Origin of the sequence: Acinetobacter sp. 1130196, from assembly GCF_000588095.1 — a bacterium.
GTDB classification, from domain to species: domain Bacteria; phylum Pseudomonadota; class Gammaproteobacteria; order Pseudomonadales; family Moraxellaceae; genus Acinetobacter; species Acinetobacter nosocomialis.
Genome location: NZ_JFWX01000005.1, coordinates 22,808 through 45,607, shown reverse-complemented (window position 1 = coordinate 45,607; position 22,800 = coordinate 22,808). Strand labels below are relative to the sequence as shown.

Annotated in this window: 20 protein-coding genes; 7 read left to right on the top strand and 13 right to left on the bottom strand. The window is 38.7% G+C overall.

From position 1 onward, the window contains the following. The first annotated feature begins 25 nt into the window (after nucleotides 1–25). Genes J671_RS08740 through feoB form a run of 3 tightly spaced genes read left to right on the top strand, consistent with a single transcriptional unit; the run spans nucleotide 26 to nucleotide 3,424 of the window. The gene (locus J671_RS08740; RefSeq protein WP_000537300.1) at nucleotides 26–1,333 is read left to right on the top strand and encodes a cation transporter; all 1,308 of its coding nucleotides are present in this window, start codon (nucleotides 26–28) and stop codon (nucleotides 1,331–1,333) included. A gap of 11 nt (nucleotides 1,334–1,344) precedes the next feature. Continuing rightward, nucleotides 1,345–1,605 carry a FeoA family protein gene (locus J671_RS08735; protein WP_001048218.1) on the top strand — a complete coding sequence of 87 codons (261 nt, stop codon included), beginning with the start codon at nucleotides 1,345–1,347 and terminating at the stop codon, nucleotides 1,603–1,605. Continuing rightward, nucleotides 1,595–3,424 (top strand): ferrous iron transporter B, encoded by a 1,830-nt coding sequence (gene feoB, locus J671_RS08730; RefSeq protein WP_001086233.1) that lies wholly within the window; start codon nucleotides 1,595–1,597, stop codon nucleotides 3,422–3,424. Before J671_RS08735 ends, feoB begins: the two co-directional genes overlap by 11 nt. 71 nt (nucleotides 3,425–3,495) lie before the next feature. On the opposite strand, the gene J671_RS08725 is transcribed toward feoB, so the two are convergent. From J671_RS08725 to J671_RS08695, 8 genes are all read right to left on the bottom strand, one after another. Continuing rightward, entirely contained in the window at nucleotides 3,496–3,858 is a 363-nt protein-coding gene (locus J671_RS08725; RefSeq protein WP_000911302.1) for a copper-binding protein, read from the bottom strand. 33 nt (nucleotides 3,859–3,891) lie between these two features. Then, the gene (locus tag J671_RS08720) at nucleotides 3,892–7,038 is read right to left on the bottom strand and encodes an efflux RND transporter permease subunit (RefSeq protein WP_031982022.1); all 3,147 of its coding nucleotides are present in this window, start codon (nucleotides 7,036–7,038) and stop codon (nucleotides 3,892–3,894) included. Nucleotides 7,039–7,052: 14 nt separating this feature from the next. After that, nucleotides 7,053–8,543: an efflux RND transporter periplasmic adaptor subunit gene (locus tag J671_RS08715; protein ID WP_004794612.1), complete on the bottom strand. Its 1,491-nt coding sequence runs from the start codon at nucleotides 8,541–8,543 to the stop codon at nucleotides 7,053–7,055. Next, nucleotides 8,543–9,847: a TolC family protein gene (locus J671_RS08710; protein WP_001028920.1), complete on the bottom strand. Its 1,305-nt coding sequence runs from the start codon at nucleotides 9,845–9,847 to the stop codon at nucleotides 8,543–8,545. The genes J671_RS08715 and J671_RS08710 overlap by 1 nt, the downstream gene beginning before the upstream one ends. Before the next feature lie 77 nt (nucleotides 9,848–9,924). Continuing rightward, nucleotides 9,925–10,386, bottom strand: coding sequence for a hypothetical protein (locus J671_RS0104285; RefSeq protein WP_000771473.1), 462 nt, complete (start codon nucleotides 10,384–10,386; stop codon nucleotides 9,925–9,927). 45 nt (nucleotides 10,387–10,431) lie between these two features. Then, nucleotides 10,432–11,361 (bottom strand): copper resistance protein B, encoded by a 930-nt coding sequence (locus J671_RS08705; RefSeq protein WP_031982021.1) that lies wholly within the window; start codon nucleotides 11,359–11,361, stop codon nucleotides 10,432–10,434. Continuing rightward, nucleotides 11,348–13,255, bottom strand: coding sequence for a copper resistance system multicopper oxidase (locus J671_RS08700; RefSeq protein WP_081404854.1), 1,908 nt, complete (start codon nucleotides 13,253–13,255; stop codon nucleotides 11,348–11,350). Before J671_RS08700 ends, J671_RS08705 begins: the two co-directional genes overlap by 14 nt. Before the next feature lie 83 nt (nucleotides 13,256–13,338). Further along, nucleotides 13,339–13,680: a hypothetical protein gene (locus tag J671_RS08695; RefSeq protein ID WP_000853608.1), complete on the bottom strand. Its 342-nt coding sequence runs from the start codon at nucleotides 13,678–13,680 to the stop codon at nucleotides 13,339–13,341. A 149-nt stretch (nucleotides 13,681–13,829) separates the two neighbouring features. Between J671_RS08695 and J671_RS08690 the strand changes: the two genes are divergently transcribed. Continuing rightward, nucleotides 13,830–14,513: a heavy metal response regulator transcription factor gene (locus J671_RS08690; protein WP_001221580.1), complete on the top strand. Its 684-nt coding sequence runs from the start codon at nucleotides 13,830–13,832 to the stop codon at nucleotides 14,511–14,513. Then, a complete protein-coding gene (locus J671_RS08685; protein WP_000149039.1) occupies nucleotides 14,503–15,879 on the top strand; it encodes a heavy metal sensor histidine kinase in 1,377 nt (458 codons plus the stop codon). Before J671_RS08690 ends, J671_RS08685 begins: the two co-directional genes overlap by 11 nt. 76 nt (nucleotides 15,880–15,955) lie before the next feature. Here J671_RS08685 and J671_RS08680 read toward each other — a convergent pair whose 3' ends face one another. After that, a complete protein-coding gene (locus J671_RS08680) occupies nucleotides 15,956–18,295 on the bottom strand; it encodes a heavy metal translocating P-type ATPase (protein WP_000349577.1) in 2,340 nt (779 codons plus the stop codon). Between the two features lie 281 nt (nucleotides 18,296–18,576). On the opposite strand from J671_RS08680, the gene J671_RS08675 reads away from it, so the two are divergent. Both J671_RS08675 and J671_RS08670 read left to right on the top strand, forming a co-directional pair. Further along, complete coding sequence (locus J671_RS08675; RefSeq protein ID WP_000689221.1) at nucleotides 18,577–18,957, top strand: copper resistance CopC family protein; 381 nt, start codon at nucleotides 18,577–18,579, stop codon at nucleotides 18,955–18,957. Between the two features lie 67 nt (nucleotides 18,958–19,024). Continuing rightward, entirely contained in the window at nucleotides 19,025–19,906 is an 882-nt protein-coding gene (locus J671_RS08670; protein WP_002035490.1) for a copper resistance D family protein, read from the top strand. A 265-nt stretch (nucleotides 19,907–20,171) separates the two neighbouring features. Here the strand turns inward: J671_RS08670 and J671_RS08665 are convergent, their stop codons facing one another. The 4 genes from J671_RS08665 to J671_RS08655 form a co-directional block, all read right to left on the bottom strand. Then, nucleotides 20,172–21,221, bottom strand: coding sequence for a DUF932 domain-containing protein (locus J671_RS08665; RefSeq protein ID WP_000951143.1), 1,050 nt, complete (start codon nucleotides 21,219–21,221; stop codon nucleotides 20,172–20,174). 54 nt (nucleotides 21,222–21,275) lie between these two features. Further along, nucleotides 21,276–21,572: a hypothetical protein gene (locus J671_RS0104280; RefSeq protein ID WP_000553831.1), complete on the bottom strand. Its 297-nt coding sequence runs from the start codon at nucleotides 21,570–21,572 to the stop codon at nucleotides 21,276–21,278. Between the two features lie 91 nt (nucleotides 21,573–21,663). Next, nucleotides 21,664–21,993 (bottom strand): hypothetical protein, encoded by a 330-nt coding sequence (locus J671_RS08660; RefSeq protein WP_001068164.1) that lies wholly within the window; start codon nucleotides 21,991–21,993, stop codon nucleotides 21,664–21,666. 58 nt (nucleotides 21,994–22,051) lie between these two features. Next, nucleotides 22,052–22,750, bottom strand: coding sequence for a hypothetical protein (locus J671_RS08655; protein WP_001985473.1), 699 nt, complete (start codon nucleotides 22,748–22,750; stop codon nucleotides 22,052–22,054). Nucleotides 22,751–22,800 lie beyond the last annotated feature (50 nt).

Below are 22,800 nucleotides of genomic sequence, written 5' to 3'. Positions count from 1 at the left end.
ATATGCAATAAGTAAAGATATGACTATGGGCACATCAATGAGTGGTTGCGGTTGTAATAAAGAAAGTTCTTGTGAAGACACTAAGCAAAATCAAAATGAATCAGAAACAAATTCTGGTAACAGTAAAGATTTAACTGCTGAAGAAAGTAAAAGCTCTTGTTGTGGTAATGAAGTACCACAACAATCTAAGCCAGATGAAAAAGATTCTTGTGCTAGTACTCAGCCATGTTCTACGCAGTCAAACTCATGTTGCACCCCAGATTCAATAAGTTCACCTGAGATAATCAGTGATAATGAGGGTGTAGCGACTTTCATCAGTGACTATAAAATCCCTAAAATGGATTGTTCCGCAGAGGAACAAATGGTTCGGATGACTTTATCTTCTTTGGTAAATGTTAAGAGGCTAGTTTTTGATTTGCCGAATCGAAACCTAAAAGTTATGCATAATGGTGAAAGTAATGAAATCACTGCAAAACTTGAAGCTCTTGGGTTTGGCGCTAAATTAAATAAAACTGAAGCCTATGTAAATAAAGAGCATGCAAAAGAAATCAGTACGTTTCTGATTCCGAAAATGGATTGCTCTGCTGAGGAGCAAATGGTTCGTATGGCATTGTCTCCAGTGAGTGAGGTCAAAGGACTAATATTTGATTTACCTAATCGGAAATTAAAAGTTTTTCATAATGATGGTCTTAATGAAATTACTAGCAAACTTGAAGCACTTGGTTTTGGAGCCAAACTTGAAAGTACCGCTGCCTCTGTGGGTGAAATGCCTGAAAAAGCAGATACGTCTGAACAAGCAAAAGTTTTAAAAATTCTTTTAGCGATTAATCTCCTATTATTCTTTATAGAGTTTATCAGTGGTTTGGTAGCTGCCTCTACAGGCTTGATTGCTGACTCATTGGATATGCTTGCTGATGCCACAGTGTTTGGTATAGCACTGTTTGTTGTTGGTAAAAGTGTAAAAAAACAATTAAAAGCAGCGCATCTTTCAGGCTGGTTACAGTTAATTCTCGCTACTTCTGTAATTGTAGATGTTGTGCGTCGGTTCATTTATGGTAGTGAGCCAGAGTCTTTCTTGATGATTGGAATTGCTGCTTTAGCGCTAATTGCCAATTTTTATTGTATATACCTAATGTCTCATCAAAAAAATGATGGTGCACACATGAAGGCTAGTTGGGTCTTTTTATCCAATGATATCATAGTCAATTTTGGTGTGATTTGTGCAGGGATACTAGTTGCTTTGACAGGTTCCGCATATCCAGATCTTGTTATAGGAATAATTGTTTCACTTTTCGTACTTAACGGTGCTCGAAAAATTTTGGCATTGAAATAAGAGTATTAAAAATGAATTTATTCCAAGTTAAACCAAACGAATTTGTCAAAATTGTTGACCTAAAAAAAGGTAACCAATATTTAGATAAAAATGATCCAGTTCTCGAACGACTTGAATTGTTAGGTTTCAGAATTGGTGAAACTTTACAAGTTCTAGCTAAGGGACTTTTCGGTGGTGATCCAGTATTGGTTCAAATTGAAACTTCTCGATTTGCGTTAAGAAAGAATGAAGCTGAACGAATTTTTGTAGAGATTGTTTCAAATGAACAGTAAAAATATTGCACTTATTGGTAACCCAAATTGTGGGAAAACATCTCTCTTTAATACTTTAACAGGTACTCGTCAAAAAGTAGCTAATTATGCTGGTGTTACTGTTGAGCGGAAAGAAGGTTTTTTTAAACTACCTTCTGGTGAATCAGTTCGAGTTTTAGATTTGCCCGGCACATACAGCTTAAAGCCTACGAGTCTAGATGAAGAGGTAACAAGGGCTGTATGCTTAGGTGAGCTTGAGGGTGAGGTTCTACCTGATATATATGTATGTGTGGTTGATGCCACTAATTTACATTTACATTTAAGTCTTGTGCTTGAAATAAGGGCATTGAATCGACCAATGCTTCTTGTTTTAAATATGATGGATGAGGTCAAAAAGCGTGGTATTTCGATAGATATTAATAAGCTATCAGAATTGTTGGGTATCCCTGTTATTGAGGCTGTTGCCGTTAAAACTAAAGGCGTGCAAGAACTACTAAATCAATTAGATCAAAAAAATCTATTTGTCACTCCTTATCATTCTGATCTGAATCATTTTGATCAGATTAAAAATATTACTAAACAGGTAATTTTAAAAAATGATAACGGTGATGCAAGAACAGCTTTCTTGGATAAAATTTTCTTACATCCTGTACTTGGTTTAGTCATCCTAACGCTTACCATGTTTGTCATGTTCCAAGCCGTTTTTATCTGGGCACAACCTTTTATCTCATTAATTGAAAATGCAATTGCTTGGTTAGGTAATACAATTGGCCCGCTTATTACTCATCCATTACTTAGAAGTCTTATTGTTGATGGGGTAATCGCTGGATCGGGTAGTGTTTTGGCTTATATGCCGCAGATCCTTATCTTATTCTTCTTTATTTTAATTTTAGAAGAATCAGGTTATTTGCCACGAGCAGCATTCCTTTTGGATAAATTAATGTCCAAAGCTGGTTTAAGTGGACGTTCCTTTATTCCACTATTGTCTAGTTTTGCCTGTGCTATTCCTGGTGTCATGGCAACACGAAGCATTAGTTCGGAAAGAGATCGTCTAGCAACCATTATGATTGCGCCATTAATGACTTGTTCTGCAAGATTACCTGTTTATGCTTTGCTAATTGCGGCATTCATTCCAAACAAATTAGTTTATGGTTGGTTGAGCCTACAAGGTTTAGTTCTTTTTGGACTATATATGGCTGGAATTGTTTCAGCATTATGTGTTTCTTTATTTTTGAAACTAGTTAGAAAAGATAAAACAGAAAGTATTTTTATCTTTGAGTTGCCTACTTATCGATTGCCAGATATTCGAAACGTTGCATTAGGACTTTATGATCGAGCTACGATCTTTCTAAAAAGAGTTGGTGGTATTATCGTAGCATTATCTATATTGCTTTGGGTGTTGGTTACGTTCCCTCAACCACCTGAGCATGCCACGATGCCTGCTATCAACTATAGTTTAGCTGGACAACTTGGACACATTATTCAGCCTATATTTGCACCTATTGGCTTTACTTGGGAAATCTGTATCGCATTAATTCCTGCTATGGCTGCAAGGGAAGTTGTCATTGCTGCTTTAGGTGTAATTTATGCTATGTCTGGAGATGAAGATACTGTAACTCAAACATTGTTGAGTCAAATCTCTGGTCCTGATGGTTGGGGGCTAGCTACAGGGATGTCATTATTAGTTTGGTACATTTTCGCACCACATTGTCTTGCAACATTAGCGACCATTCGTCGTGAAACTGGTAGCTGGAAACAGCCTGTTATTATGGCGACTTACTTATTTGGGCTTGCGTATTTCTTTGCCTTCATTACATATCAGCTTATTAGTAGACTTTAATCAAAATAAGAATATTTCATAAAGAAAAATGGATGCCTTCGCATCCATTTTTCTTTTAAGTATCAAACTGATTATGAGCTTTTTTTCACAGCAACAATAATCTGACTCTCACCCTCTATTTTTAATTCGAAGTCAACCTTTTCCCCTACAGTTAAACCATTCAATAATGCTGGATCTGCAACTTTAAAGCCCATGGTCATTGCAGGCCATTTAATTGCAGGAATTGCTTCATGGTCGAGTGTTAGAATATTTTCTTTCGTATCAATAGCAGTAATCACACCAACAGCTTGAGCTGTTGCAACTGTAGATGACTCTTTACTCATCTGCTCCATCGGTGCTTCCGCTTTCTTTTGCTCTGATGCCTCATTTTTGCTACATGCACTTAACGCAGCAACAGTTGCAACAAGAGCCACAATTTTCATAAATTTCAACATAATAAAACCTCTTTTGACGAAATAATAAAACTATCAATTCTTTGATAGTTTTCTTTTGATTAAAAGCTGATATGCCGCAGGGATAACAAACATAGATAAGAGAGGGGCTGAAATCATCCCCCCAACCATAGGTAAAGCAATACGACTCATTAATTCAGAACCTGTTCCAGTCCCCAACAGAATAGGGATTAACCCCGCCAAAATGACAGCGACTGTCATTGCTTTAGGGCGAACACGTAGCACGGCTCCTGTATGAATTGCCTTATTGAGTTGTTGCTCTGTTAAGGATGCCGTTGAAGAAGATAGGCTTTGCTGTGCATGCTCAATTGCTTGCTTTAAATAGAACAACATGACTACACCAAACTCTGCGGCAACACCAGCAAGTGCAATAAAACCAACAGCAATCGCAACCGAAAAGTGATAATCACTCAAGTACATAGCCCAAATACCACCAATCAAGGCAAAAGGTAGTGTTGCCATAATCAGAACAGCATCTTGTACTTGCCTAAAAATCAAATAGAGCAATAGAAAAATGATCATCAAAGTAATTGGAATAACAACTTTTAAGCGAGCATTCGCACGCTCCATGAACTCAAACTGTCCTGAATAGCTAATGCTCATGGCAGAAGAACGTTTTACTTTTTGGTCTATGGCCTGCTTCAAATCTTGTACAACCGAAGCTAAGTCACGTCCTTGTACATCGACATAGATCCAACCACTTGGACGGGCATTCTCACTTTTAAGCATTGGCGGCCCATCTGTAATTTGAATATTAGCAACACTACTCAAGACTATTTGTTGACCAGATTCAGTTAGAATCGGTAAATTTCTTAAGGCTTCCAGTGAATCTCGAATCTCTCGTGGGTAACGTACATTAATGGGATCCCGTGCCAAGCCTTCAACAGTTTCACCAATATTTTCCCCGCCAATCGCTGATGAGACGATTTGCTGTACATCTTTAATATTGAGACCATATCGCGCAGCCTGCATACGGTTAATATCAACATCAACATATCGACCACCTGTGAGCCGTTCAGCTAAAGCTGAACTAACACCGGGCACCTGTTTAGCCACTTGTTCAATTTGCTGTGCTACCCGATCAATATCTTGCAGATCATTTGCTGAAACCTTAATCCCGATTGGACTTTTCACCCCAGTTGCCAACATATCAATCCGGTTACGGATAGGTGGCACCCAAATGTTTGTTAAACCCGGTACTTGGACTGCCTTATCTAGTTCTTTTATCAATTTGTCAGGTGTCATACCTGAACGCCATTCAGACCGTGGTTTGAACTGAATCGTGGTTTCAAACATTTCTAATGGTGCAGAATCTGTGGCTGACTCTGCGCGACCAGCTTTACCGAATACTGTTGCAACTTCAGGAACGGTTTTAATCATTCGATCAGTCTGTTGGAGTAGCTCAGAAGCTTTTGCTGCGGACAATCCCGGTAAAGCTGAAGGCATATACAGTAAATCACCTTCATCCATATTGGGTAGAAACTCCCCACCTAACCGTGTTAAAGGGAAAAGACTAATAAGGAAAATTAGCAATGCACCAAGTAAAATTGTCTTTGGATGAGCTAAAACCTTATCCAACATAGGGCTGTATATTTTGATCAGAAAACGGTTCAGTGGATTACGCTGTTCAGAAGGTAATTTCCCTCGAATCCAATAACCCATTAAAACGGGAATCAAGGTAATGGATAAACCTGCTGCTGCTGCCATTGCATAGGTTTTAGTAAATGCCAGTGGTGAGAACAAGCGACCTTCTTGTGCCTGTAAAGTAAAAATAGGAATGAAGGATAAGGTAATGATGAGTAGACAGAAAAATAAAGTTGGCCCGACCTCACTGGCAGAACGTGTAATGATGTTCCAACGGACTTGTGCTTCCAAGACTTGCTCAGGATGTTCGTGTTGCCAAGTTTCGATATGCTTATGTGCATTTTCAACCATTACAATTGCGGCATCGACCATAGCGCCAATCGCGATAGCAATACCACCCAACGACATGATATTGGCATTTAGCCCTTGATAATGCATCACCAAGAAAGCAGATAAAATCCCAAGCGGCAAAGAAACAATAGCCACCATTGCTGAACGTAAATGCCAGAGGAATAGTCCACAGACTAAAGCCACCACAATAAACTCTTCAATTAATTTATGGCTGAGATTTTCTACTGCTCTATCAATCAATTGACTGCGATCATATACAGGAACAACTTGTACACCTTTCGGTAGACTTTGTTGTAATTCAGCTAGCTTCGCTTTCACAGCAGTAATCGTTTCACGTGCATTTTTACCTGCTCGTAAAATCACGACACCCCCAACCGTTTCACCTTGCCCATTCAATTCACTGATGCCACGACGCATTTCTGGACCAAGTTGAATAGTTGCAACATCACCTAAAGAAACAGGAACACCGAAACTATTTGTTCGTAAAGGAATTTGGCGAAAATCATCTAAAGTTTTTAAATAACCAGAAGCCCGCACCATATATTCCGTTTCAGCCATTTCCAGAACTGAACCACCAGTTTCCTGATTAGCTTTTTGAATCGCCTCAATGACATTGTTTTGTGTGACACCTAAAGTAGCCATCTTGCTTGGGTCTAAGACAGCCTGATATTGCTTAACCATTCCCCCAATTGTGGCAACTTCAGCCACGTTAGGTAATGTCTTCAGTTCATACTTTAAAAACCAGTCTTGTATGCTTCTCAGCTCCGAAAGATCATGCTGTCCTGTTGGGTCTACTAATGCATATTCATAAACCCAACCAACGCCAGTGGCATCTGGTCCCAATGAAGATTTCGCATTTGCAGGCATTTTCCCTTGAATTTGATTTAGATACTCCAATACACGAGAACGGGCCCAGTAAAGGTCAGTATGTTCATCAAAGATGACATAAACAAATGAGTCACCAAAAAAAGAATAACCGCGAACAGTTTTAACACCGGGCACCGATAACATGGTTGTTGTTAAAGGGTAGGTCACCTGATTTTCAACAATTTGTGGTGCCTGACCAGAAAAATTAGTTCGAATAATTACTTGTACATCAGACAAATCTGGTAATGCATCGACCGGAGTATTCTTTACGGCCCAAGTTCCCCAAGCAGCCAGAATTAAAGCGGCCAACAGGACAAATACACGATTTGCAATTGAAAAACGAATAATACGGGCAATCATAATCGTCCTCCCGTTTAGTTCTTCATAGATGTCATAGACATCTTGGAAATGTCAGAAATAACGTAAGTATCTCTAGCATGTGTAAAACTAAAACGGACCTGATCGCCTTGCTGAATTTGGGTAAATGGTTGCACTGGTTGTTTAAAGCTCATAGTCATAGCCCCCCAACCCAACTCAGGAATCGCCTGATGTGAAATGGTAATGTCTTGAGCTGTGACTTTTTCAACTTTACCAATGCCTTGATATATTGATGTCTTAACCACTTGAGATGAAGTCTTCGATTGTCCAGTGTTCAGCTTATCCAATACACCTTGTAAATTTGCTTCAGAATCAATCAGGAATTGCCCTGAAATTACCACCTTCTGACCAGCTTTCAACCCTTTTAGAATTGCAATTTTATTGCCATCACTTTGACCTAACTGTACTACAACAGGTTCAAAACGCCCTTGCTCATGTCCCACAATGACAACGTTCCGAGTACCTGTACGTATAACAGCTTGCTCTGGTATAACTAAATTGCTTTGTGGGTTGTTGGAGAATTTAACGGAAGCAAACATTCCCGGCTTGAGCAATCCCTCTCTATTGGGCAACTCAATACGAACTTTTATGGTTCTACTCGTGCTATCCAAAGTTGGTAAAATATCAATGACTTTACCGGACACTATTTGAGGATATGCAACAAAAGTAGCTTCAACTTTCATTCCCCGTTTTATCCCGGCAATTTGTGCTTCTGGAACAGATGCTTCTAACCAGATTGGGCTTATCCCCTTGATGGTGACAAGCGTTTGCCCCATAGCTAAAGCCATTCCATTGCGGACTTCTAACGAATCAATAAATCCACTTACAGGTGCACTTAAAGTCATATTGGATTGCACTCGATGTGTCCGCTCGACTTGATTAATCACATTTTGTGGGATTCCTAAAAGCTGTAAACGTTGTCGGCTTGCCTGAATAAGAGAACGATCTCTTGTTCGGAGTACAGCTAGAAATTCAGTTTGTTCTCCTGTCCATTCAGGTATTGAAATATCAGCTATGGGACTGCCTTGCATCACCATATCCCCAACAGCATGTCCGTACACTCGTTGGACGAAACCACTTGCTCTTGTTTGTAAAATAGCTACCTGTCGTTCATTGGTCTGCAATATACCATTGGTTAACAAAGTATTTCCCATCACAGCTTGTTCGACTGAAGCATAACGAATTGCTAAATTTTGTTGGAGGGATGGATCAATCTTAACCGCAGGATAACTGTCTTCAGTCATCGTAGTATTTTCATCTGCATATTTAGGAACCAGTTGCATGTCCATAAATGGCGATTTCCCCGGTTTATCAAAATGCTGTTCAGGCTTCATTGGGTCGTACCAATACAACACTTTGGCAGCCTGTTGCGGACCTGATTGAGGATTGTATTTCTGATGTGCAATCCAGTATCCAGCACCACCACCCGCAGCCAGACTAATTACCGCAACGCCCATGACAGTAACTGCTAATTTATTTCTTAACATTATGGCTGCCCCTCAACATGGTTTAAGGTCGGTTCTTCAAAGGCATAATAAAGTTGGGCTTTAGTCACAGCCTGTTGCTGTTGGAGATCAATGAGACGCAAACGCTGTTCTAAAAGAGCTTGTCGAGCAGCAATAACATTAGACAAATTACTTTTACCTGCTTGATAGCTTGCCAACTGTAAACCCACTTTTTGTTTAGCGAGTGGAATACTTGTTTGCATCGCACGTCTAATTTGCTGATCAAGTGCATCAAGATCGGATAACCCATCATCTAGCATAGTGAGATGGTCACGGTATTGGACTTCTTGATCGGCGGTAATCCTGTTTTGTTCGGCTAAAGCTGCCTGAATGAGTGGACTACTACGTCTTTTTGAAAAGACAGGAAGCTCTGTTGTTAGTTGCACCCCGATCATATCGCCAAATTCGGGTGCTCGATGCTGATAAGCAAGTTCAATACCCCAATCTGGTTTCTGTAAAGCCTGAGCTTGCTTCAGTTTTGCTTCAGCAGTTTGCTTTTCTGCCTGAAATGCTTTTAATTCAGGATGTTGATGCAAATGATGATATAGCTTTGATGTATCAAGGTAGATAGATGGTGCTTGGTCAGGTAAGGTTTCAATTTGAGAGAGATTTTCAGTAGGTTCTGCACTGACTAACCGATGCAACTCTAACTTGGCTTTATTTAAATCACGAAGTAAATCATCCTTCTGGTCAAGCAATACCGTGGCTTCTTGTCTTGGATCAAGTGCATCGGCAATGATTGTACGACCAGAGATGACCTGTGTTTGAGTAATTTGAGAAAGTAATCGATTCTCTGAAAACAGTTCATCATATAGTGCTAATTTACGTTCAAGATAAAAGCGCTTAAGCCAAGCAGATGCGACTTTCTGACGTACCTCAATACGCAGAATCTCAGTTTGAGCATTGGCCGAACCTAGTTCAGCTTTTGCTAAATCGACCTCAGCTTGTCTTTTGGCACGATTTGGAAAATCTTGCATCACGCCAATTTTTTGCATAGTCATACCTTCGCGTGTGACTGACCATGCGGCATCGCCGGATACAGGGTAATTATCTAAACCTACAAATAATTTAGGGTTGGGTAAAATACCTGAAGCTGAAACCATATTTTCAGCCCCTTCAATCCTTGCACTATTTGCTCTTAGGGTAGGTGCATATTGCTCAGCAAGCTTCATAGCTGTATTCAAAGTTAATGGCTCAGCATAAGCCTGACCATAGACCAGACAGAAACAGATAGTAGCTATTGGCCATCTCTTACGATGAGATTGCTTTTCTTTATAAATATTCATATTTTTTGCTCTAAAATGTTTACGCGCACGCGCAGAACATTCATAGAAAATTCTATGAATGATAGAGGACTATCAAATTAGTTAGAGCGTGGAGGCTTCCATAAACCCGAAGGGTATGGAGAAGGAAGATTTTGATCTAAAGAGTAAAAAGCTGAGCGCTCTATAGGAAAGGAAACCATTGAGTGCAAAATACCCTGAACGTCATTAGCATATACAAGCTTGGTAAAAGACATAATGCAATCTTGTTCAGACAGACAGGATGGATCATGCAGAGTTTTTTTGGACTTTGCTTCTCCTTTCATACAATCAGTATGCATCATATTCTGATTTTTCGACTCTTCCATTTGCATGGATTGCATCTGTTCAGATGGCATTAAACATCGTTTATGTACAGACGAGGCAACAGCAGCCGATCCTACTAACAGGATAGCAAACGATAAAAACAGCGATAGGCATGTTTTTAACCACTGCATAGACATAGACCAAATTTTAAGCTTTTTTAGTTTTACAGAATTGAATCGTAATAGCAACAATTTCATGAATAGTAGCCGAAACTACTATTCATGATTTCAAGTTATAGTATTTTAAAATACCAATTCGATGCCTGCACCATATTTCCATCCTTTTTCGGACTCAGTTGCTTCTTGCACGTTAGTTGCTTTTTGTCCTTTTTCATATTGGTAAGCAACATCCACAAAAGGTCTGACTCTTTTAGTGACTTCATATCGGGTTTTAATACCGGTTTTTAGTTCAGACAAACCTGATTTTGCAGCATAGTTAGAATCATCGCTAAATACAGCATCTACTTCAAGATAAGGTTGTGTGATCAATTTCTGGGTTAACAGGAAATCACGCTCGACTTCTAAGCTTGCCCCCCAAAAATTATTCTCACCACCGTACAAATAAGCTTGGGTTTCAAAGAAATATGGAGCTAATCCCAACACGCCAACAACACCATCAACCCGATCGCTGTTGCTGTTATTTTTATCTTCACTGTATCTCACCCCAGCCTGTACATCCCAAAAGGGTGCTACATTACGGCTATAAAGCGCAGATACATCATATTTTGGATCATGACTTTCTGCTTTATCCAAATTTGCTTCAATAAATAGGCGATTTTCATCTGTACCTATCAATGTTTCAATTTTCGATCCTAAAGCACCTTTGCCATCTTCATCCACAGTCCACTCATTCTCAAACTTAGTCATTTGGAAAACTTGTCCACCATGTTCTTTCAGATGTTTATCATGATTTCGGTTATTAGAAGTTTTGGCTTCCAGGCCTATACCATTATCTCCATCATTACCAGAAGTTGAATTTTGGTAAGTATTACGATCAACATAACCTAATCCACCAGGCTCTTTTAACAGCATTTTCATACTCTCGGACTGAGAGGATTTAGTACTACTATCCATGCTTTGAACAGCAGTATCATTTGCAAAAGCTACACCTGATAATCCAATTAAAGCTATAGATAAAAATGTCTTAGAATATATTTTTTTAGTGGTGCGCATGTTGATTTACCCCCTTATCATTAGTATTAGGTTGAGCAACAACATCTTTCGAATCAGTACTATTACTATCGACATTTGCCACAATAAGTTTATTCATCATTCCAGCAGACATGTGATAGAGCAAATGGCAATGGATAGCCCATTCACCTAACTCATCAGCCGTTAATAAAGTTGTAACTGTTTTACCTGGTGGAACAATTACTGTATGTTTATTCGGCATATTGCTAGGATCTTGGCCATTTTCCAGTTGCATAAACATGCCATGTAAATGCATTGGATGAGCCATCATACTATCGTTAACAAATTTCAAGCGTATACGCTCACCATATTTCACTTTAAATGGTTCAGTTTCATTAAACTTCTTACCATTAATTGTCCAAATATAGCGCTCCATATTTCCACCTAAGCGGATTTCAATTTCACGTTCTGGAGCACGGGTATCTTTTTGGGGGGTTAAAGATTGTAAATCACTATATTGAAGTGCTTTTAGACCAGCTGGTGTTGATGCATTCGCCCATCCGTAAACCACTTGATCAGATCCAGAAGAGCTTACTGTTTTTGAAGGCATATCATGATCCATACCTTTCATTGAAGACATATCATGATCCATACCTTTCATTGAAGACATATCATGATCCATACCTTTCATTGAAGACATATCATGGTCCATTCCTTTCATTGAAGACATATCATGATCCATACCTTTCATTGAAGACATATCATGATCCATACCTTTCATTGAAGACATATCATGATCCATTCCTTTCATTGAAGACATATCATGATCCATACCTTTCATTGAAGACATATCATGGTCCATTCCCATATCTTCCATCGTCAGTAAAGCACGGGGACGAGGTGTCGGCATCGTAGTACTTTTTACAAGTGAAGTATTTTCATCATGTAATGTACCAATAGAAAAACCACTTCGATCAATAGATTCAGCTTCAATCTGATAATTTGCTTGTTTCGGTTCTACAATAACATCATAAGTCTCAGCTGTTCCTATCCGGAATTCATACACTGGCACGGGTTTTACTGGTTGTCCATCTGCGCTGACTACTGTCATTTTCAGATTAGGAATTCTTACATCGAACAAAGACATTGCCGAGGCATTAATAAACCGAAGACGTACTTTTTCTCCAGCTTTAAAATTTCCAGTCCAATTTTGTTCTGGAGTCTTACCATTCATTAAAAACGTATAGTTTGTTACATCAGACATATCTGTCTTAAGCATTCGCATCTGATTCCACATGGAACGATCTTTCCATGTTGCCTTTAAACCGTCTCTTTTAATCTGCCTAAAAACATCAAAAACTGTTTCTCTTCGATTCTGGTAGTAATCAGCTTCTTTCTTGAGATTACTCATAATCTGACCACTAGTAGAGTTGTGAAAATCAGAGAGTAAGACTACGTAATCTCTATCAGCTTTTTCTCCGGCCGTTAAAGGTACTTTATTTTTGGGATAAATGACTAAAGGGCCATACAGACCATCTTGCTCTTGACCTTTACTATGCGAGTGATACCAATAGGTTCCATTCTGACGAACCTTGAATTTATATTCATAGGTTTTATTTGGTGCAATACCATCAAACTGGTTGAACCCAGGTACTCCATCCATGATGCCAGGTAAAATTAAACCATGCCAATGAATTGAAGAATCTTGGTTTTTCAACTTGTTGTGTACACGAATAACGGCATCATCGCCTTCCTCAAACTCAAGAAGAGGCGCAACAAACTTACCATTTACAGTAATTCGTTTTAGAGGCTTTCCTGTAATATTCACCGTCTGTTCAGCAATTGTTAAATCATATTCTTTAACCGCTGCCATAACCCAAGTCGACGAAAACAATCCGACTCCTATTAAAAGGACATGACTTAATTTTCTAGACATTTATTTTCACCTATCTATAGTTAATTGAGGGCTAAGCAGGTGGATAAAATACTTTTCCCTCAATATCTTATTTCGCGTATTAATTATTTATTTGGCATATTCATTTGAGAATGGTCCATCTCACCCATTTTAGAATGATCCATATTCATCATCTTAGAATGGTCCATATTCATCATCTTAGAATGGTCCATTTGGGACATATCAGACATTTGGCTGTGATCATGCTGACTATGATTCTGTTGATTTTCCTTATCTTCTTTCATATCACAAGGTTTTTTGCATTTCTCTTGCGCTTTTGAATTTACTTTAACTTCTGTACTTAAAGTATTTTTCTGTTGAGCATCAGCAGCCCAAGATTGGCTTCCAGCAATTAAAGTCCCAACACACATAAAAGCAGTTAAGCCACGACGGAATAGAGTTTTCATTGATTGCTCCAAAAATAAATTTTATATAACTAACTTATAGGTTGGAACCGGACATCTATGTGACTTGAAAATGACATTTTTGTAATCTACATCGCATCCTGTATTTATAACGTTATTATGGTCTTAATATGCGATACGGGGCTTAATAAATGAGAATCTTACTAGTTGAAGATGAACAAAAAACTGGTGATTATCTAAAGCAAGGTCTTTCTGAAGCAGGATATATTACAGACTGGGTTACAGATGGCTTATCAGGTAAACATCAAGCTCTTTCAGAAGAATACGATCTAATTATACTAGATGTAATGTTACCGAAGTTAGATGGCTGGAATATCATTAATGATATTCGCAAAAGTGGCAAAACTATGCCTATCCTTTTTCTCTCAGCTCGTGATCAAATTGAAGATAGAGTTAAAGGCCTGGAACTAGGAGCTGATGATTATCTCGTTAAGCCTTTTGCTTTTGCAGAACTTCTTGCCCGAATTAAAACCTTACTTCGTCGCGGTCAACAAAAGGAAGATAGCAATATTATTACAATTGCTGATCTTGAACTTGATCTTCGTAAACGTCGCGTCACACGTGCTGGACAAAGAATTGACCTTACAGCTAAAGAGTTCGCATTGATGGAATTATTTATGCGTAGACGTGGAGAGATTCTACCTCGTGCTCTTATTGCTTCTCAAATATGGGATATGAATTTTGATAGTGATACCAATGTTGTAGAAGTCGCTATTAAACGTCTAAGAAATAAAATAGATAGTAATTTCAGTCCTAAGTTGATCCAAAACATCCGCGGAATGGGGTATGTCTTAGAGGTAGAAGATGACTCATAAACTGTTTAATGCGATCAGTTTCCGTATTGCGATCATTTTTTCATTATCTACCATTATTATCTTAATGATTATGGGGCTGGTCATTCATCAGCTTGTTATGCATCATTTTGAAACTCAGGACCGCACTCAGCTAGAAGGGAAAATTCAGCTTTTAGAAAATTTACTGGAACAGAATCCGAAAAACACCGATGAACTAAAGATATATTTAAAAGATGCTTTAGTTGGTCATCATGATCTAATTGTCCAGATTGAACGCCCAACTGGCCAAATCATTTTTAGTTCAGCCCCTGCCGTTATAAAGGCTCAAACATTAGTAAAGTCTAAACATATCCCTTGGATAGAGTGGGAAATTCAAAATAAAACATACCGTGGCTTAGTTTATAAAAAATCGTTTGATAAAAATATGAGTGTTCCAACTGCTCAAATTATTGTTGGAATCGATACCTCCGAACATCAACATTTTTTAAACGACTTTAGACGACAATTGTTATATATCGGAGTTGTGGGCACAATTTGTTTAATGTTTTTAGGTTGGTTTGCCGCATGGAGGGGCTTACGTCCAGTTCAGAAAATGGCAAAAGTTGCAGAAGGCATTTCAGCTCAGCATCTATCTGAACGATTAGCGGTCGATAATACACGCACTGAACTAAAATCATTAGCCATAGCCTTTAACGATATGTTAGATCGGCTAGAAACGGCTGTAGAAAAACTCTCAGATTTTTCATCTGATCTGGCCCATGAAATTAGAACACCTATTAATAATTTAATGACTCAAACTCAAGTATGTTTATCTCGTAGTCGGGATATTAATACTTATCAGGAAGTCCTCTTTTCTAATCTGGAAGAGTTTGAACGTTTGGCTCGAATGGTTTCAGATATGTTATTTCTTGCAAAGGCAGAGCATGGCCTACACTTACCAAACCTACAACAGGTCAGCCTAGTAAAAGAGATTTCTGCTTTATTTGACTTCTATGATGCTATCGCTGCTGAAAAGGGAATGTCCCTAGAACAAAGTGGACAAGGATACGTAAAAGGCGATCCCTCAATGTTACGTCGTGCACTGAGTAATTTACTATCAAATGCGATCAAATATGGTAAACCTGATTCAATAATTAAGATTAATTGCCGACAAAATATTGATACCACTATATTCACAATCGAAAATGAAAGCTCACCAATAACATCTGAACAGCTGAATCGATTATTTGACCGTTTTTACCGTACGGATGCATCCAGACAAAGAGTTGAGGAAGGCACAGGTTTAGGTCTAGCAATTACCAAGTCAATTCTTGATGTACATGGCGCAACGATTCAAGCAGACTATAACAACGGTCGGATAGTTTTTAAAATAACTTTTAAAAACTAATTTTGTAAATAAAAGACAACTGACTACTCATTTCCAGTATCTAAAAAATTATGAGTAGTCAGAAAATGATCCTTTCTTAACTACGTAGCCTTAAAGCATTACCAATAACCGATGCTGAACTTAGGCTCATTGCTAAAGCTGCGATCATAGGAGAAAGTAGCCAACCAGTAAATGGATATAAAATACCCGCGGCTAAAGGGATGCCTAATGCATTATAAAGGAATGCAAACATCAGGTTTTGCTTCATATTTTTAATAGTGGCCTCTGACAGGGAGCGAGCGATCTCTATACCTCGTAAATCACCTTTGACTAAAGTGACTTGAGCACTATTCATAGCCACATCTGTTCCAGTCCCCATTGCAATACCAATATCCGCTTGAGCTAAAGCTGGGGCATCATTGATACCGTCCCCTGCCATTGCAACCATTCTTCCTTCTTTTTGTAATTTATTAACCAGTTCCAGTTTATCTGCTGGTTTAACTTCTCCGTAAACTTCATCAATACCTAATTTAGCTCCAACTGATTTTGCAGTAGTTAAACCATCTCCTGTGGCCATTATAATTCTTAATCCAGAATTCTTCAGAGCATGCACAGCTTCAGGTGTACTGACTTTGATTGGATCTGAAACAGCCAATAGTCCTACGAGCGTCCCATCAACAGCCAAATGCATAACACTTGCGCCTTCTGCTCTTAATTGCTCAGCTTGAGGGATATATGTATCAACTGATATGCCGAGTTGTTCCATTAAAGCTGTATTGCCTAATGATAATTGTTGTCCATCTAACTCACCCTTAACACCAATTCCAGAACCTGACTCAAAAGATGTTGGTGTTGTTAGTACAAGATTTCTTTCACGGGCAGCCTGTACAATTGCATCCGCTAATGGATGTTCACTACCTTGATCCAAGCTGGCAGCTAATCTGAGAACTTCATTTTCTTCATATCCAGATAAAGCAATGACCTTATCAAATGAGGGGCGACCTTCTGTTAAGGTCCCTGTTTTATCAATAATTAATGTATCAATCTTACGTAAATTTTCTATTGCTGCAGCATCACGGAAGAGTACGCCATTGGATGCACCACGACCCGTTGCCACCATGATTGACATTGGTGTGGCTAATCCTAAAGCACACGGACAAGCAATAATTAAAACTGCGACAGCATTGATTAGTCCGTATACCCAACTCGGTTCTGGTCCAAATATTCCCCACCCAAAAAAGGTAAGGATAGATATACCGATCACCACCAGTACAAACCAGCCAGCTACCTGATCTGCCATTCTTTGCATAGGGGCTTTAGAACGCTGAGCTTGCGCTACCATTTGAACTATCTGTGAAAGTACTGTTGAAGAACCGACCTTTTCCGAACGTATCACTAATGAACCGTTCATATTCATTGTCGCACCGATTACTTGGTCACCTATACGTTTTGTTACTGGAACTGGCTCTCCCGTTAACATTGATTCATCAATAGAACTTGAACCTTCTGTAATTATTCCATCAACGGGGACCTTCTCACCTGGTCGTACTCTCAGTAAATCTCCAACATGTACATGGGAAAGTGGGATATCTTCCTCTGTGCCATCTTCATTAATTTTTCTTGCGGTTTTCGGTGCCAACCCAAGTAAAGATTTTATTGCTGACGAAGTTTGCGAACGTGCCTTTAACTCAAGAACTTGACCTAATAAGGTCAGTGAAATAATTGCGGCTGTTGCCTCAAAATATACAGCAACACGCCCCATAGAGATGAAAGACGCTGGGAAAACTTGTGGGGCTAGGGTTCCAACGACACTATAAATAAATGCAGCTCCAGTCCCAATTCCAATTAAAGTCCACATATTCGGACTACGATTTAAAATTGAATGCCAACATCTAACAAAAAATGGCCAACCTGCCCAAAAGACGATAGGTAAAGTAAGAACAAGTTCAATCCAGCTTTGTACCTTCATCTCAAACCAGTTCAACTGATGACCAAACATCGCCAAAAATATGATAATGAGGGTTAACGGTAAGGTGTACCAAAATCTTCTTTTGAAATCTTTAAGTTCAGGATTATCATCGGCTTCATCTAGATTGGGAAGTAATGGTTCTAGTGACATACCGCAAATCGGACAGTTACCAGGATGATTTTGTCGGATCTCCGGATGCATTGGGCAAGTATAAATTGATGAGGTATTTACACTATCTGAGTGTGTATCCATCTTATTTAGGGAGACATTTTCGGAAACAGATCTATCTTCTTTAGCAATGTAAAAAGTAGGATCATGCTTAAATTTTATCTGACATTTTTCACTACAAAAGTAAAAAGTCTTATTGCCAACTTGTTCATGAAATTTAGATTCTTCTGTTACAGCCATGCCGCAGACAGGATCCTTTAGTACGTTATTTATAGTTTTCTTTTCATGATGATGGTCCATATAGAAACCTCCTTCATATTTGATTTTAAAAAATTAATTACCTTCGTGCAGAAATACATTTCTGATTATTTGAGTATTTAATGAACATTATTCTTGATAAAGTCAGTGTAACACTTGTGAGTTTTTAATTCTAAAAATGACAAAAATGTAATTTTGGAGTCATCAAGACGTTGCTCTCTTTCTTAAATAATAAGCATATAAAGAGTGATGACCAACTCGATCAATTTAGGAATTTCACTGGGTCATTACTTAGCACGTACTAATTTTTAAAAGGTGATGAAATGAAAATTTTCCAAAATAAAGTGTCAGCTCTACGTAATGTACTAGTAGGTGCGACTATGGTTGTAGCTGCTTCAAGCGCATTTGCTCATGTCAAACTTGAAAGTGCCACTCCAGCTATTAATGCATCTGTAGCAAGTCAGCCAAAAAATATAACTTTAAATTTTGGTGAAGAAGTCATGTTAATGAATGTCAAATTACTTGATGCTCAACGTAAAGACATCCCTTTAACTTATCAGATAACTCATGATTTAAAAAAATCATTTGAAGTAGCAGTACCTAAACTTAAGAAAGGTAAATACACAGTGGTTTGGACCACAATGGGTACTGATGGCCATAACATGAATGGCGAATATAGCTTCACTATTAAATCAGCGAAATAACTATAGAGCATCAATAGTCTATATGCCAGCAGCTTGCTGGCATATTGCTATCGCAGGGAGGAAAAATATGAATCCTGAAACTTGGATATATGCAACGTGGCTGATTAAAGTCGTTTTATATTTAGGAATAGCATTTGTTGTTGGTGGTGCCTTTAGCTATTTTCTACTGGGACGTTATGTAGAAATCAGGGAAACTCTTCTAAAGTACATTACTATTGGTGCAGGATTAGGCTTTATTTCAAGCACTTTAGGCTTCTTTGTTCTTATAGGAAGTTTTGCCAATACAGGTCTTTCAGGAATGTGGGACAGTAACTACATTAATATCTTAATAAATACTCCCACTGGGCATATCCATATCATCCGCTCAGTTAGTTTTGCACTTTTATTGTTATTTATGATCGTAAAGCTTAGTAAAGGGACTATCCAAGTTTCCAAAGTAGAAGGAACAATTTTTACCATCCTACTTATCCCCATGGTTTTTAGTTTTTCACAATTAGGCCATGTCACAAACTTGCCCTTTTTCGCTCAATTCTTATTATCAATACATGTCCTTGTAATGTCCTTATGGATGGGATCACTTTTTCCTTTATGGAAAACAAGTAAAAAAATTACTGGTCTTCCATTAAAAGATCGCATGCACTTATTTGGGAGAATCGCAGCATTTGTTGTGGGAATACTACTCGCTTGTGGTGCTAGTATTGCTCTGTTACTCATTAAAGATTTCAATACTCTACTAAATACTCCTTATGGGCATGGTTTTATTATTAAGATCGCATTTGTTCTAAGCATTTTATTATTAGCTGCTTTCAACAAATGGTATTTTACCCCTCGCTTACAAGACCCGAAATTTGCCAGACAGTTGGGCTATGCCATTTTATTTGAAATGTCATTAGGCCTAATGATCCTTTTAACGACTGGATATATTACAACTGTAGTGGGAATTGATTAAATAGGTATATAGTAATTTAAAAAAGTAAAATGAAAAAAATTATCTGATTCTGCTTGATTTCATCATTGGTTCAATCCTTGATATTTTTTCTAACTCCATAAGCTTTACTATTGTAAGTAGAGTGTAGTGTAAGACTGTAGAGTCTCAGATCTTTTAAAATATAGGGGTAAAATTACTTACCCCATAATCTGCCCATGTTTTTATAAATTAATTACATGATTTTCTGTAATTCATGTATAAATAAACTTAAACAAATAATCATAACTTATACAACCATTCTTAGTGCCTGTTCCAGCCCGCGTTGTTTAAGGTTGGCTCCTACCCCAAACCATGCTGAATCTAATCGGTGATCTTTTGAGATCGCACGTCGCTCATGATCAACAAACTCGGTAATACTACAAAGCAGTCCATACGCCGTATCTTTAGCTGAAGCTAACTCGGCACCACGACCATGCCCGTTAAACATGGTCATGACCTTAGACATCGCACGTCCATTTGGCTCAGTTTTATTGTCGGTTTTGGATGAGTTGATTTGTTTAGGCGTAGCTACATTACGGTAGAACTGAATGATACTTTCATCTTGTTCAGCAATATTCAGGTTTGTATTATTGAACACTGCATCGAAGTAAGCTGCTGCTTCCTGCTGGGTGACTTTACGCTGGCTGAGCTGCTTCATTTCATACATGTGCTCGTCCCATGCATGAACCGAAATACCCAATTGCTGTTTAATCTTTTCAGCATCAAACTTGGTACTGTGTGGAACTTTCACCACACCTGCACTACTATTCTGCCCACGTAAGGCAATCGCTAAGGTGTTATTACACACCACACGTACACTTGTAAATTGCGCCGTGGTGGCTAATGTCCCATCACATGCTGTTGCCAGAAGGATATAACCATTACTCACATCCTTTCCTTTCAGTGCTGTTGATTGTCCAGTCGTAGCCAGTGCCCAGAACTTACGACCACCTTTCAATACCCCTGCTGTTTCCAGTTCAAAGCCTGATTGTTCTGTCAGGTCTTTATAGAAGTTTAATATCTCCATCGGTTGCACCTCCTGATAACGCTGACTTACCACTGATAGCGGCGCATGAGTATCTGAACGATAAAGGACTCTCTGATCTTCATACGGCATGATGATGTTTTGTCCACGTTCATTTTTTGTCATATAGCTGACATTGGATGATTCAATTCGCCAATCCATCCCTGCTTGTTGTGCCCATACTTCTAAAGGTTGATTTCTAGTGAGTTGATTGCCCAAACCATGCCAAGGGGTTTGACCTACAAAAGCCATTGTTTCAACTTGATGTGCCATGATGTTTTTCCTATTAAGTGATTTAAATAATTTGATTAAGAGTTTGGGATGAAGTTAAGAAAAGCTTGATTGCTGGATTTCAAAATGTTGCAGACACTGCTCACACTGATAATGCAAGGACACTGTATTGTCTTGATGCTGGACGTAGAGCAGAAACATGCCCCCTACAACTAAACCAACAAAGCCACCGACTAGTGGGTGAATAGGACTACGTTTTGACAATTGCATACAGGCTGCTGCCAGAGACATGGGGGAGAATGATGAAAGTTTTGCAAATACACCTTGATGGCTTTGTTCTGACTGCCGTAGTAATTTCAGATGTCTCGAATGGCAGTAAGGACATTGATGCATAGTCGTCTCCTCTCAATAAAAGGCATAAAAAAAACCACAAGCAAATGCTTGTGGTTTGATTGAGCTTTATGTCGTTTTAGATTAAGTCAAATTAACGAGTTACTTTTGGAGTCGCTAAACCTTTCTTGCTACAAGGTTGGATACTTTCAATATATTGACCATCTCCAGTGTCTTTAAAGAAACCATGTTTTGATTTGATTTCTAAACATTGCCCCTTCTTAAAAGGTTTAACTTGTGGAACGACTTTAGCTGGTATAGCGTAGCTATTTAAAATGACTTCGCCTTTAGTAGTTGGAAAAACCACCGATTCTTCGCCGTAATAGACATTGGCTTTAAGTGTAATCTGCTCAGTTTTAGCAAAAGCAATAGAACTGAGTGAAAGACTTAAAATTCCACATGCGATAAGTTTGATTGGGTTCATGGTATTTTCTCTGATTAAGTAAAGTAATAATTAAACGAATGCTACAGACCAGCTTTAATTAGTGACCAAAGCATGGCTGGTATCCTTCGTGAAGGACTTGATTGCTGTTCTTATCCCAACTCACCACATACCAAGTACATTGGTAACGGTCAGAGTCCCATGCAGTACGATAGGTCATGGTATTACCTTGCTGGCTCCATCCTTCAACTCGTTTACTCACCTGATCTGGACTTGAGCGGCCCCATACATTCATGAGATGTGACGCTAACATTTGATCAATATTCGGGATGGTTGACTTTAAATCAGCTGGAGCAGATTTGATTGGCTTTAATCCATAGCGAGAAGCATTGGAACTTAAGGTTTTCCCTTCATGGTACTCACCATCAACTTCTGAACTGAGATTACCTAGACTTGTATCTTGTGCTTTTGCCTGATCAACCGCGGCTATTGCCCCCGCAACAACCTCATCTTCAGCTTGTGAATGAGCAGATTCTGATTCCGGGTTTTCCACCATACTTTCAATTCCAGTGAAACCTGATTCAACGGGTTCCGATGCTGCTTGTGTTGTGGCAGATTGATTTTGTACCTTAGATTGTTCTAAAGCGAGTTGTGCTAACTGAAGTTCAGTTTGTCGTTTTTGATGTTGATTAAATAAAATACCGCCTGCAATTAACACCGCCATCATGACTACAGTTAACAACCAATATAACGGTGGTATCTTTTTAGTTGAGTTAGTGCTGTTCTTTATCATATTCATATCATTACCTTGAAATAGAGGATATACGGCGCTTTAGGGCTGCCTTCACT

Bases quoted from the DNA above. Each gene is read 5' to 3' on its own strand.
- J671_RS08740 (WP_000537300.1), top strand. From the start codon at position 26: ATGGGCACATCAATGAGTGGTTGCGGTTGTAATAAAGAAAGTTCTTGT.
- J671_RS08735 (WP_001048218.1), top strand. From the start codon at position 1,345: ATGAATTTATTCCAAGTTAAACCAAACGAATTTGTCAAAATTGTTGAC.
- feoB (WP_001086233.1), top strand. From the start codon at position 1,595: ATGAACAGTAAAAATATTGCACTTATTGGTAACCCAAATTGTGGGAAA.
- J671_RS08725 (WP_000911302.1), bottom strand. From the start codon at position 3,858: ATGTTGAAATTTATGAAAATTGTGGCTCTTGTTGCAACTGTTGCTGCG.
- J671_RS08720 (WP_031982022.1), bottom strand. From the start codon at position 7,038: ATGATTGCCCGTATTATTCGTTTTTCAATTGCAAATCGTGTATTTGTC.
- J671_RS08715 (WP_004794612.1), bottom strand. From the start codon at position 8,543: ATGTTAAGAAATAAATTAGCAGTTACTGTCATGGGCGTTGCGGTAATT.
- J671_RS08710 (WP_001028920.1), bottom strand. From the start codon at position 9,847: ATGAATATTTATAAAGAAAAGCAATCTCATCGTAAGAGATGGCCAATA.
- J671_RS0104285 (WP_000771473.1), bottom strand. From the start codon at position 10,386: ATGAAATTGTTGCTATTACGATTCAATTCTGTAAAACTAAAAAAGCTT.
- J671_RS08705 (WP_031982021.1), bottom strand. From the start codon at position 11,361: ATGCGCACCACTAAAAAAATATATTCTAAGACATTTTTATCTATAGCT.
- J671_RS08700 (WP_081404854.1), bottom strand. From the start codon at position 13,255: ATGTCTAGAAAATTAAGTCATGTCCTTTTAATAGGAGTCGGATTGTTT.
- J671_RS08695 (WP_000853608.1), bottom strand. From the start codon at position 13,680: ATGAAAACTCTATTCCGTCGTGGCTTAACTGCTTTTATGTGTGTTGGG.
- J671_RS08690 (WP_001221580.1), top strand. From the start codon at position 13,830: ATGAGAATCTTACTAGTTGAAGATGAACAAAAAACTGGTGATTATCTA.
- J671_RS08685 (WP_000149039.1), top strand. From the start codon at position 14,503: ATGACTCATAAACTGTTTAATGCGATCAGTTTCCGTATTGCGATCATT.
- J671_RS08680 (WP_000349577.1), bottom strand. From the start codon at position 18,295: ATGGACCATCATCATGAAAAGAAAACTATAAATAACGTACTAAAGGAT.
- J671_RS08675 (WP_000689221.1), top strand. From the start codon at position 18,577: ATGAAAATTTTCCAAAATAAAGTGTCAGCTCTACGTAATGTACTAGTA.
- J671_RS08670 (WP_002035490.1), top strand. From the start codon at position 19,025: ATGAATCCTGAAACTTGGATATATGCAACGTGGCTGATTAAAGTCGTT.
- J671_RS08665 (WP_000951143.1), bottom strand. From the start codon at position 21,221: ATGGCACATCAAGTTGAAACAATGGCTTTTGTAGGTCAAACCCCTTGG.
- J671_RS0104280 (WP_000553831.1), bottom strand. From the start codon at position 21,572: ATGCATCAATGTCCTTACTGCCATTCGAGACATCTGAAATTACTACGG.
- J671_RS08660 (WP_001068164.1), bottom strand. From the start codon at position 21,993: ATGAACCCAATCAAACTTATCGCATGTGGAATTTTAAGTCTTTCACTC.
- J671_RS08655 (WP_001985473.1), bottom strand. From the start codon at position 22,750: ATGAATATGATAAAGAACAGCACTAACTCAACTAAAAAGATACCACCG.